The organism is Roseovarius sp. ZX-A-9, from assembly GCF_028369135.1.
Classification (GTDB): Bacteria; Pseudomonadota; Alphaproteobacteria; order Rhodobacterales; family Rhodobacteraceae; genus Roseovarius.
The window spans coordinates 124359-135860 of record NZ_JAPWHW010000013.1 but is presented as its reverse complement, the minus strand read 5'-3'; the positions used below and the strand labels follow the sequence as shown (position 1 = coordinate 135860).

At 62.7% G+C, this 11502-nt stretch carries 10 protein-coding genes; 8 read left to right on the top strand and 2 right to left on the bottom strand.

What is annotated here, in order from left to right:
* Positions 1–192: 192 nt before the first annotated feature.
* Positions 193–531: an STAS domain-containing protein gene (locus O3306_RS13990; protein ID WP_272008376.1), complete on the bottom strand. Its 339-nt coding sequence runs from the start codon at positions 529–531 to the stop codon at positions 193–195.
* A 95-nt stretch (positions 532–626) separates the two neighbouring features.
* Here O3306_RS13990 and O3306_RS13985 point away from each other — a divergent pair, with 95 nt between their 5' ends.
* The 8 genes from O3306_RS13985 (at position 627) to O3306_RS13950 (ending at position 10044) form a co-directional block, all read left to right on the top strand.
* Entirely contained in the window at positions 627–1799 is a 1173-nt protein-coding gene (locus O3306_RS13985) for a thiolase family protein (protein WP_272008373.1), read from the top strand.
* Positions 1800–1903: 104 nt separating this feature from the next.
* On the top strand, positions 1904–2365 hold the full coding sequence (locus tag O3306_RS13980) for a GAF domain-containing protein (protein ID WP_272008372.1): 462 nt from the start codon (positions 1904–1906) through the stop codon (positions 2363–2365).
* An 84-nt stretch (positions 2366–2449) separates the two neighbouring features.
* Positions 2450–3022, top strand: a complete 573-nt coding sequence (locus tag O3306_RS13975) for a helix-turn-helix domain-containing protein (protein WP_272008370.1) — start codon at positions 2450–2452, stop codon at positions 3020–3022.
* A 9-nt stretch (positions 3023–3031) separates the two neighbouring features.
* Positions 3032–3655 (top strand): LysE family translocator, encoded by a 624-nt coding sequence (locus O3306_RS13970; RefSeq protein WP_272008369.1) that lies wholly within the window; start codon positions 3032–3034, stop codon positions 3653–3655.
* Positions 3656–3658: 3 nt separating this feature from the next.
* Positions 3659–4036, top strand: coding sequence for a GFA family protein (locus tag O3306_RS13965; protein WP_272008367.1), 378 nt, complete (start codon positions 3659–3661; stop codon positions 4034–4036).
* 42 nt (positions 4037–4078) lie between these two features.
* The gene (locus O3306_RS13960; RefSeq protein ID WP_272008365.1) at positions 4079–6523 is read left to right on the top strand and encodes a GcvT family protein; all 2445 of its coding nucleotides are present in this window, start codon (positions 4079–4081) and stop codon (positions 6521–6523) included.
* Positions 6524–6631: 108 nt separating this feature from the next.
* Complete coding sequence (locus tag O3306_RS13955; protein ID WP_272008363.1) at positions 6632–7528, top strand: homocysteine S-methyltransferase family protein; 897 nt, start codon at positions 6632–6634, stop codon at positions 7526–7528.
* Between the two features lie 65 nt (positions 7529–7593).
* A complete protein-coding gene (locus O3306_RS13950; protein ID WP_272008361.1) occupies positions 7594–10044 on the top strand; it encodes a GcvT family protein in 2451 nt (816 codons plus the stop codon).
* Between the two features lie 42 nt (positions 10045–10086).
* Here O3306_RS13950 and O3306_RS13945 read toward each other — a convergent pair whose 3' ends face one another.
* Positions 10087–11502 (bottom strand): FAD-binding oxidoreductase, encoded by a 1416-nt coding sequence (locus tag O3306_RS13945; protein WP_272008359.1) that lies wholly within the window; start codon positions 11500–11502, stop codon positions 10087–10089.

Sequence of the window (11502 nt, the reverse complement as noted above, 5' to 3'; positions counted from 1 at the left end):
CCCCTGCCGGGGCGCGCCCCGGCAGGGGCTCATGGCGCCAGCGCCAATCAAATTTCCAGACACAAGGTTACACCACCTCACCTTGGGGCACGGATGATCCTCCGACATGTCAGTCTGGAGAGCAAACGCCCACACTATGAGGGAAGGTGGGCTTTGTGAAATTTCCCTGATTCAAGAAAGCCGCAAAACGCCTTAAACAGCCGCTCGTTCCCCGACAGAATCCAGACTACCGTGGATGTCGAAAACCGTATCCATCCGGGTCAGGCGAAATACCTTGTCCACATCCGGGGTCAGTGCCGCCAGATCAAGCTTGCGGCCCGGCCCAAGCTGCTTCATCGCCGCGACGATGGCGCCCAGCCCGCTGGAATCGATGAATTCGACTTGGCCTAGGTCAAGGACGATATGATCGCCTGCCTCGGCGGTGGCGCTGCGCATTTCATCCTTGAACTGAATGGCCGTTGATGCGTCGATGCGGGTGGCATTGACGGTGATGATGGCAATGGCGCCCTCGCGGGCAATCGACAGGTCCATGGGGCCCTCCGGGGCTACGTATAATTACGCGGCAGACTAGACTGCATTCCTTACCATTCGGTATGCATGACACAGCAAGCACGAGGAGCTTTGACATGAAAAACGTGGTGATCGCAGGGGCGGCACGCACGCCGATGGGCGGATTTCAGGGGGATTTTGACGGCACCCCGGCCAGTCTGCTGGGAGGGGTCGCGATCCGCGCGGCGCTGGAGGATGCACGCTCGCAGACGGTGGACGAGGTGCTGATGGGCTGCGTTCTGCCAGCCGGGCAGGGGCAGGCCCCGGCACGCCAGGCAGGGTTCGCTGCGGGCCTCGGTCAGGAGGTTCCCGCCACCACGCTGAACAAGATGTGCGGATCGGGGATGAAGGCGGCGATGATCGCCTGCGACCAGATCGCCCTTGGCCATGCGGACACCATGATCGCGGGCGGGATGGAGAGCATGTCGAATGCGCCTTATCTGCTGCCCAAGATGCGGGGTGGCGCGCGAATCGGCCATGCAGAGGTGCAGGACCACATGTTTCTCGATGGGCTGGAGGATGCCTATGACAAGGGGCGCCTGATGGGCACTTTCGCCGAGGATTGCGCCGAGAAATTCCAGTTCACCCGCGAGGCGCAGGATGAATACGCCATACGCAGCCTGACCAACGCGCTTGCCGCGCAGTCCGGCGGTGGCTTTGACGGTGAGATTGCGCCGGTCACGCTCCAGACGCGCAAGGGCGAGGTCACGGTGGGGGTGGATGAACAACCCGCCAAGGCCCGGCCCGAGAAGATCCCGCAGTTGAAGCCCGCCTTTCGCAAGGATGGCACGGTTACAGCGGCCAATGCCTCGTCCATCTCCGACGGGGCGGCGGCGCTGGTCATTGCCTCGGAGGAGGCGGCACAGGCACAGGGCCTGAACATCCGCGCCCGCATCCTTGGCCATGCCAGCCACGCACAGGCCCCCGGGTGGTTCACCACGGCACCAGTGCCCGCAGCACAGAAACTGCTGAAACGTCTGGGCTGGGGCGTTGATGATGTGGACCTGTGGGAAGTGAACGAGGCGTTTGCCGTGGTGCCGATGGCCTTCATGCACGAGATGGGCATCGCGCGCGACCGGATGAACGTGAATGGCGGTGCCTGCGCGCTGGGCCACCCGATCGGGGCCAGCGGCGCACGGATCATGGTCACGTTGCTGAACGCTCTGGAGAAGCGCGGAATGAAGCGCGGCATCGCCGCCATCTGCATCGGCGGCGGCGAAGGGACCGCCATCGCAATCGAGCGTGTCTGATGCCTCACCTTCTGGCCTGTAAATATCCCGTGGCACGTTGAAAATCCCCTGATTTTCAACGTAGGGGGCTGGCCTCCGTTCCCAAGCCTTTCAAGGTGCGCGACATGCAAATTGACTACGCCGACCTTTCCAAGACCCTCGCCTCTCTGACAGGGGGCGAGGACGATGAAATCGCTCTGATGGCCACGATGGCCTGCGAATTGCACCATGCCGATGACCGGTTCGACTGGACCGGGTTCTACCGGGTCACGGCGCCCGGAATGCTGAAGATCGGCCCCTATCAAGGCGGGCATGGCTGCCTGCAGATCCCGTTTACCCGAGGGGTCTGTGGCGCCGCGGCCCGCACGGGGCAGGTGCAACTGGTCTCTGACGTGAATGCATTTGAGGGGCATATCGCCTGCGCCAGCAGCACCCGGTCCGAGATCGTGCTGCCGGTCCGCGACAGTGCCGGACGGCTGATCGCCGTGCTCGATATCGACAGCAACCAACCTGACGCCTTCACCCAAACAGACGCGGATGGATTGGGAATGCTTCTTGCCCAGGTCTTTGAAAGGGCCGTGCCTTGACCTCTCCATGAAAAAATATTTGATTTTTTCATAGAATCGACGCACCGTGAAATTACAGGCCAATATTTCACGGATGAGATCCCCTTGCACCAAACCGATCCCTCTAAAACGCGCACCCTCGGGGCCGATCTGCGGGCTCTGCGCAAGGCGCGCGGTGTCACGCTCAGCGATCTGGCTGAGCGGCTGGGGCGTTCGGTCGGCTGGCTCAGCCAGGTCGAGCGGGACCTCTCCGAGGCGTCGGTCACGGACTTGCGTCACATCGCGGCGGCGCTCGATGTCTCCGTGTCGCTGCTTTTCGGCCATTCCGCTGCCCCCGCCGACGAGGCCGGGCATGTGGTGCGCCGTCATGCCCGCCGCCAGATTGGCTCGGCCCCGGCAGGGTTGGTCGAAGAACTGCTCTCGCCCGATCTTACTGACGATTTCGAGGTCGTGCATTCCACATTCGCGCCGCATAGCCGCCGTGGCGAGATCATCGAGCGGCCAACCCAAGAGGTCGGTTACATCGTATCCGGTCAGCTTGATCTGGTGATCGCTGGGCGCCACTTTACCGTCGGTCAGGGTGACAGCTTTCGGATCAAGAACGAACCGTTCGAGTGGATCAACCCCTATGACCAACCTGCCGTGGTGATCTGGGTGATCGCCCCGCCCGTGTACTGAGGGGGCGACATGAGCGCAGAGGCATGGATCATGTTCGCGGTGTTCTGGGCGGTCTTCGTGACCACGCCCGGCCCCAACGCGGTCAACTGCATCACCAATGGTATGACCATCGGGTTTCGTCGCGCCTTGCCGGGGGTTGCCGCGATTCTGACGCAGGCGGCGCTATTCCTGACGCTGTCGGCGCTGGGCGTGACCGCGCTTCTTACCGCATCGCCCATTGGTTTTCAGGTGGCCAAGCTGATCGGTGCCGGGTTTTTGGTCTATCTCGGCATCCGAGGCTGGATCATGGCGCGCACGCCCGTCAGGATGGAAGAGCGCCCCGCCGGATCCGTTTATTGGCGCGCCTTTGCCATCGCCACGATCAACCCCAAGAGTGTCGCAGGGTACCTGGCAGCGTTCAGCCAGTTCGTGCAGCCCGACGTGCCGATCTGGTCACAGATGTGGGTCATCTTCCCCACCGCGCTCAGCCTCACGGCTCTCAGCTATCTGGGCTACACCGGCCTCGGCGCCGGGCTGGGCCGTGCCGCGCTGGGCGCTGTCTTCAACGTCTGGCTGCGCCGCGCGCTGGCTTGCTGTTTCATCATATACGGCGTGCTTTTGGGTAGCACTGCCGCACCTGTGGGAAGGGTCTGAGCCATGACCAATGGACATTGCCTGTGTGGCGCCGTCACATTTGAAACAACCGCCGAGCCACAAGGTGCCTGCGCCTGCCATTGCGGCCAGTGTCGCCGCCAGTCGGGCCATGTCTGGGCCTCTGCCTATGTGCCAAAGGACGCGCTGCGCATCACCGGAGACGTGAGGTGGTACGCGGCAAGCGCGGACGCCAAACGCGGATTTTGCCCGACTTGCGGTTCGTTCCTGTTCTGGGCTGCCGATGCCGAGGACACGATCAGCTTTGCGCTGGGGGCGATCGACAATCCCACGGGCCTGAAAATGACCCGGCACATCTTTGTCGCGGACAAGGGCGATTACTACGACATTTCCGACGGGCTGCCACAAGACGCGCACAGCTAACCGCCGGGCGAGACAACGTACGACGAATAGGGAGACGGATACATGGCTGACTTTCCAAACACGGCCCGCGTGGTCATCATCGGTGGCGGAGTGGTGGGAACCTCGACGCTCTACCATCTGGCCAAGGGCGGCTGGAGCGATTGCGTATTGCTGGAGAAAAACGAACTGACCGCAGGCTCCACCTGGCATGCGGCGGGCAACTGCCCGAATTTCTCGACCTCCTGGGCGGTCATGAACATGCAACGCTACTCTCTGGATCTCTACTCGCGGCTCGAGGCCGAGGTGGATTACCCGATGAACTACCATGTGACCGGCTCGATCCGGCTGGGACACAGCAAGGAGCGCATGCAGGAATTCGAGCGCGCCTGCTCCATGGGCCGCCATCAGGGCATCGCGCTGGATATGATGAGCCTTGACGACATCAAGGACCGCTATCCGTTCATCGAAACGCACGATCTGGCCGGTGGTCTCTGGGACCCGGCGGATGGCGATATCGACCCCGCGCAGCTGACACAGGCGCTGGCCAAGGGCGCGCGTCAGATGGGGGCGCGGATCGAACGCTTCTGCCCCGCCACCGGCATCAGCCGCGACGGCGACGAATGGATCGTGCACACCGACAAGGGCGATATCCGCTGCGAAAAAGTGGTGAACGCCGCTGGCTATTATGCGCAGCGCGTCGGGGAGTGGTTCAAGCCATTCGGCGGGCGTACCGTGCCCATGGTGACGATGAGCCACCAGTATTTCCTGACAGAAGAAATCGGCGAATTGAAGGACTGGACCGCCGCGCAGGGGCACAAGGTGCCGCTTTTGCGTGATGTCGACAGCTCTTACTATCTGCGTCAGGACAAGAACGGCCTGAACCTTGGCCCCTACGAGCGGAACTGCCGCGCCCATTGGGTCACGCCCGATGATCCGATGCCCGAAGATTTCAGTTTCCAGCTTTACCCCGACGATCTGGAGCGGCTGGAATGGTATATCGAGGACGCGATGGCGCGTGTGCCGATATTGGGTAGCGCCGGGGTAGGACGGGTGATCAACGGCCCCATCCCCTACGCGCCTGACGGGTTGCCGCTGATCGGGCCGATGCCCGGCGTGACAAATGCCTATGAGGCCTGCGTCTTTACTTTCGGCATCACCCAGGGTGGTGGCGCGGGCAAGGTCGCGGCCGAATGGGTCATGCATGGCGAGACCGAGCATGACATGTGGGCCGTCGATCCGCGCCGCTATACCGATTACACCGATCACGATTATTGTCTGGCAAAGGCCAAGGAAACCTATGGCCACGAATACGCCATGCATTTCCCGCATCACGAATGGCCCGCAGGTCGCGACAAGAAGCTGGGGCCGAACGACGCCCGCGTGCGCGAGTTGGGCGGTGTGATGGGCGCCTATAACGGCTGGGAGCGCGCCAACTGGTTCGCCAAACCGGGCGATGACGTCTCTGAAGAGAGCACGCAGACCTGGGGCCGCTCCGGCCCGTGGGAGGCCCGTATCCGCGAGGAATGCGAAGCGGTGCGCGACGGTTGCGGCGTGCTGGATCTGCCGGGCTTTTCCCGGTTCTGGCTTCAGGGAGAGGGGGCGGATGAATGGCTGCGCGGTTTCGTGGCCGGCGCATTGCCCAAGATTGGCCGGATGAACCTCGTCTATGTCTCTGACAGCCGGGGGCGGATCAAGACCGAGATGTCCTGCATACGCCTTGCCGAAGACAGCTTTGTGCTGATCACTGCCGCCACGGCGCAATGGCATGACGGCGATCTGATCCGCCAGTCCGTGCCCGAGGGCGTGACCGTGAACGAGACGACGACCGAGCGCAGCGCACTTATTGTCACTGGCCCGAAATCCCGCGATCTGCTGGCGCCGCTGACGGATGCCGATCTGACGCTGGGCTGGCTCACCCACCAACACTGCACCGTGGCGGGCAAGCCTGCGTTCCTCGCGCGGGTCAGCTTTGCGGGCGAGCTGGGTTGGGAAGTTCATGCCGCGAACGACGACATGCCAACGATCTACGATTCCATCCTTGATGCGGGGGCCACGCCCTTTGGCATGTACGCGCTCGATGCGCTGCGGATCGAAAAGGGCTACCGTACATGGAAGGGCGATCTGTCCACCGATTACACTCTGCTTGAAGGCGGGCTGGAGCGGTTCATCAAGTTCGACAAACCGCAGGATTTCGTCGGTAAAGCGGCCTTGCTGGCGGAAAAACAACAAGGTTCGAAGAAGCGATTTGTCACGTTGCTGGTGGACGCCGAAGAGGCGGATGCGCCCTACATGTCCACGCTTCTGCACGACGGAGAGGTGGTGGGCGAGACCACCAGCGGCGGCTACGGTTACCGCGTGAATGCAAGCATCGCCTTGGGCATGCTGCGCGCCGATCTGGCGACACCGGGCACTGAGCTGGAGGTCGATATCTACGGCAAGCGCTGTCGCGCCGTGGTTCAGCCCGATCAGCCGCTGTGGGATCCGCAGAACGAGCGTTTGCGCGCCTGACGTGAACCGTAGGCCGGGCGTTCTGCCCGGCCCGCCGCCCCATGTGTGGGGCATGACCGAAGACCAGTCGACAGCGCCTGAAGGCACGGACATTGCGGAGATTTAACCATGGCACAGATAACCCTTCTCGACGGTTCCATCGGACAGGAAATCGTCAAACGCTCCGGTGACCGGGCGACTTTCTTGTGGTCCACCAGCGTGATGATGGAAAAGCCCGGTATCGTCCGGCAGGTCCACGCCGATTATTTTGATGTGGGCGCGACGGTAGCCACGACCAATACCTACGCGGTGCATCGCGACCGGCTGGCCAAGGTCGATATGGAACCGCAGTTCGAAACGCTGATCGAATGCGCGTTGACCGAGGCCGAGGCGGCACGAGACGCGGCTGGAGCGGGCCGTATCGCGGGGTCGCTTGGCCCGCTCGGGGCATCCTACCGGCCCGATATTTGCCCACCGGTCGCGGTTGCCGCACCGCTTTACAGCGAACTCGTTGGGTTGATGCAGGACAAGGTCGATCTCTTTCTTGTCGAAACAGTGGCCTCTCTTGCCCATGCGGACGGTGCCTTGACCGGCTGCGCGGGCAGCACGAAACCGGTCTGGCTGGCCGTGACGGTGGACGATGATGACGGCACCATGCTGCGGTCCGGCGAACCGGTGGCAGATCTGGCCGAGATCGTCGCGCGTCACGCGCCGGACGCGGTGCTGGTCAACTGTTCGCGCCCCGAGGCGGTGGAGGCTGCGCTGGAAATCATCGCGGGGTTCGGGCGTCCCTTTGGTGCCTACGCCAACGGCTTTACCCGGATCACCGAAGAGTTCAAGCAAGACAATCCAACCGTTGACGCACTGGAACATCGCACCGATCTGGATCCCGTTGCCTACGCCGAATTCGCGATGGGCTGGGTCGGGCAGGGCGCAACGATCGTTGGCGGCTGCTGCGAGGTGGGCCCCGATCACATCGCCGAACTGGCCGCGCGCCTGCGCGCTGCCGGTCACGAGATCGTCTGAAACGCCGCTACCGGCGCGGATCCATCAAGCCACAAATATTCTCAGACACAAAGGACAACAAAGAAATGACAGACCTTCCACAGAGCGCACGCGTGGTGATCATCGGCGGCGGCGTTGTCGGATGTTCGGTGGCCTATCATCTGGCTAAAATGGGTTGGAAAGATGTGGTCTTGTTGGAGCGCAAGCAGCTGACTTCGGGCACAACATGGCATGCAGCAGGCCTGATTGGCCAATTGCGTGCAGGTCAGAACATGACCAAGCTCGCCAAGTATTCTGCTGAACTATACAAAGGGTTGGAGGCCGAAACAGGCGTCGCCACGGGGCTGCGTCAGGGTGGGTCGGTGTCGGCCGCACTGACCGAAGAGCGCCGCGAAGAGCTGTTTCGTCAGGCAGCGATGGCCCGCGCATTTGGCGTGCCGGTTGAAGAATTGTCGCCCGCCGAGGTCAAGGAAAAGTACGAGCATATCAACCTTGATGGCGTCACGGGCGGCGTCTGGCTGCCCACTGATGGGCAGGCCGATCCGGCCAATATCGCGCTGGCGCTGGCCAAGGGCGCACGCCAGAATGGGGCGCTGGTCCGCGAGAGGGTCAAGGTGACGGGCCTCAAACGCGCTGGTCGCCGCGTCACCGGCGTGGATTGGGCCGCCGATGATGGCAGCGACCAGGGCCATATCGCCTGCGAGATGATCGTGAATTGTGCGGGTATGTGGGGCCACGAGGTTGGCCGCATGGCAGGAGTCAACGTACCGCTGCACGCCTGCGAGCATTTCTACATCGTGACCGAGGCGATTGAAGGCCTGAAGCAGATGCCGGTGCTGCGCGTGCCCGATGAATGCGCGTACTACAAGGAAGACGCGGGCAAAATTCTCCTTGGTGCGTTCGAGCCGCATTCGAAGCCTTGGGGGATGGACGGCATCCCCGACAGCTTCGAGTTCGACCAGTTGCCTGAGGATTTCGATCATTTCGAGCCGATCCTGGAGGCCGCCTGCAACCGTCTGCCGATGCTGGCAGAGGCAGGTATTCATACCTTCTTCAACGGCCCCGAAAGCTTTACCCCCGATGACGCCTATCACCTTGGCCTCGCGCCCGAGATGGACAATGTCTGGGTCGCCTGTGGCTTCAACTCGATCGGGATTCAATCGGCAGGCGGCGCGGGTCATGCGCTCAGCCAATGGATGGATAGCGGCGAAAAGCCGTTTGATCTGGGCGATGTGGATGTCAGCCGGATGCAGCCATTTCAGGGGAACAAGCATTACCTGTTCGAGCGCTCCAAGGAGACCTTGGGCCTGCTCTATGCCGATCACTTCCCGTACCTGCAAAAACGCACAGCACGCGGTGTGCGTCGCACGCCGTTCCACCAGCACCTGCTGGACCAGGGCGCGGTGATGGGCGAAGCCGCCGGGTGGGAGCGTGCCAATTGGTTTGCGAATGAAGGTCAGGAGCGCGAATACAAATATAGCTGGAAACGGCAGAATTGGTTCGGCAACGCCGCCGCCGAGCACAAGGCCGTCCGCGAAAACGTGGGCATGTATGACATGTCGTCCTTTGGCAAGCTGCGCGTCGAAGGGCCGGATGCCGAAGCGTTCTTGAATTACGTCGGCGGCGGCGACTATTCGGTGCCGGTGGGCAAGATCGTCTATACCCAATTCCTGAATAATCGTGGCGGGATTGAGGCCGATGTGACCGTCACCCGGCTGAGCGAGACGGCGTATCTGGTCGTGACGCCTGCGGCGACCCGGCTGGCCGATCAGACATGGATGATGCGCCACAAGGGCGATTTCAACGTGGTGATCACCGATGTGACGGCAGGCGAGGGTGTGCTGGCTGTGATGGGACCGAGCGCGCGCAAGCTGCTGCAAAAGGTCTCACCGAATGATTTCAGCAACGAGGTGAACCCGTTCGGCACAGCGCAGGAGATTGAACTGGGCATGGGATTGGCCCGCGCCCACCGTGTGACCTATGTGGGCGAACTGGGGTGGGAGATCTACGTCGGCGCCGACATGGCGGGTCACGCATTCGAGACCCTCTGGGAGGCCGGGCAGGACATGGGGCTGAAACTGTGCGGCATGCATATGATGGACAGTTGCCGGATCGAAAAGGGGTTCCGCCACTTTGGCCATGACATCACCTGCGAGGATCACGTGCTGGAGGCCGGGCTGGGCTTTGCCGTCAAGACGGGCAAGCCTGATTTCGTCGGCCGGGACGCGGTTCTGCGCAAGAAGGAGACCGGGCTGAAAACCCGCATGGTTCAGTTCCGCCTGACCGACCCGGAGCCGCTGCTCTATCACAACGAGCCTGTGGTGCGAGACGGTGAGATCGTGAGCTACCTCAGCTCCGGCAATTACGGTCATACGCTGGGCGGTGCCATCGGTATGGGCTACGTGCCCTGCGAAGGTGAGACTGCAGAACAGTTGCTGGCCTCGTCCTACGAGATCGACGTGGCCGGCACGCGGGTTGCGGCCGAAGTCAGCCTGCGCCCGATGTACGACCCCAAGGGCGCGCGCGCCAAGGCTTGAGCTACCAAGGCGCGGCCCGTGACGCGGGGCCGCGCCAATTCTTCAGGCGTCTGGCAGGACCTTGCCGGGGTTGAGGATGCCGTTCGGATCAAGCGCAGTCTTGATCGCCCACATCGCGCTCAGCGCGCCGGGGTTTTTGTGCTTGGCCATGCTGTCGCGCTTATGCGTGCCGATGCCGTGCTCTGCCGAAAAGCTGCCGCCCAGATCGATGGTCGCCTGCTCGACTTCGTCGTGGATCGCGTCATGCACGGCGGTGTCATCGGTCGAGGGCCAGCACGAGAAATGCAGGTTGCCGTCACCCAGATGCCCCACCGTGATATCCCGAGCGGCTGGATCATGCGCCGCAATGATCGCTTCGATCCGGTCCAGCAGCGTCTGCATCTGGTCGAGCGGTACCGCGATATCGTTGATGATGATCGGATCATGCAGGCGGCAGACCTCGGCGGCGGCCTCTCGGCGGGCCCACATTTCGGCGCGTTGCGCTTCGTTCTGTGCCACCACGGCGTCGATCAGTTTGCCATCCTCGAAAAGCGCGGCCAGGGCCGCTTCGAGATGCGCGGCAATCGGGGTCTGGCCGTCGTCGCCGGGCGCAGCCTCGTCCGGGCGGGTGGTGGCGATCTCCAGCAAGATATTGATGTCGTGGCTTTCGTCGAACGGCGCGCGCGCGTCCGGGAAGCGTTCCAGATGCGCGTCGATATAGGCGCGGGGCATGTATTCGAACGCCTGCACCGCACCGCCTGTTTCGCGCTGCAACCGGTTGAGCAGACCCAGCGCATCATCCACGCTTTCGACCGCCAGCATCGCGGTGGCGTGAGCCAATGGGGCGGGATACAGCTTGAGCACGGCGGCGGTGATGATCCCGAGCGTACCCTCGGCGCCGATCAGCAGATGGCGCAAGTCGTAACCGGAATTGTCCTTGTGCAACTGGCGCATCAGGTCCACGACCTCGCCGGAGGGCAGCACGGCTTCGATGCCAAGACACAGATCGCGGGTATTGCCGTAACGCACCACGTTGGAGCCGCCGGCATTGGTCGACAGCGCGCCGCCGATCATCGCCGAGCCGCGCGCGCCGAAAAACAGCGGAAAGACCAGACCATGTTCAGCCACGGCGTCATGGATGCTGCTCAGGATCGCGCCAGCCTCGACCACCGCCGTGCGTGCCGAAGGGCGAATATCACGAATGGCATTCATCCGCGCCATGGACAGCAGGATCGCCCCGTCGGCCGCGGTGCCGCCCGCGAGGCTGGTATTGCCGGAAATCGGCACGACAGGCGTGTGCGTTTCATTCGCCAGGCGCAGAATGGCAGATACTTCGGCCGTGTTGGCAGGCCGGACCACCGCGATCGGATCACCCTGGGGCGTGTCTTCCCAGTCGACGGTGTAGGGTGCGGCGTCGGCACCGGTCAAAACATGAGCGGGACCGGTAATCCCGGCGAGCGCCTCGATCAGCTTGGACAT

What these genes read in the sequence shown, in the direction of transcription:
- O3306_RS13990 (WP_272008376.1), bottom strand. Translation starts at nt 531, where the DNA reads ATGGACCTGTCGATTGCCCGCGAGGGCGCCATTGCCATCATCACCGTC.
- O3306_RS13950 (WP_272008361.1), top strand. Translation starts at nt 7,594, where the DNA reads ATGACAGACCTTCCACAGAGCGCACGCGTGGTGATCATCGGCGGCGGC.
- O3306_RS13960 (WP_272008365.1), top strand. Translation starts at nt 4,079, where the DNA reads ATGGCTGACTTTCCAAACACGGCCCGCGTGGTCATCATCGGTGGCGGA.
- O3306_RS13970 (WP_272008369.1), top strand. Translation starts at nt 3,032, where the DNA reads ATGAGCGCAGAGGCATGGATCATGTTCGCGGTGTTCTGGGCGGTCTTC.
- O3306_RS13955 (WP_272008363.1), top strand. Translation starts at nt 6,632, where the DNA reads ATGGCACAGATAACCCTTCTCGACGGTTCCATCGGACAGGAAATCGTC.
- O3306_RS13985 (WP_272008373.1), top strand. Translation starts at nt 627, where the DNA reads ATGAAAAACGTGGTGATCGCAGGGGCGGCACGCACGCCGATGGGCGGA.
- O3306_RS13965 (WP_272008367.1), top strand. Translation starts at nt 3,659, where the DNA reads ATGACCAATGGACATTGCCTGTGTGGCGCCGTCACATTTGAAACAACC.
- O3306_RS13945 (WP_272008359.1), bottom strand. Translation starts at nt 11,502, where the DNA reads ATGTCCAAGCTGATCGAGGCGCTCGCCGGGATTACCGGTCCCGCTCAT.
- O3306_RS13980 (WP_272008372.1), top strand. Translation starts at nt 1,904, where the DNA reads ATGCAAATTGACTACGCCGACCTTTCCAAGACCCTCGCCTCTCTGACA.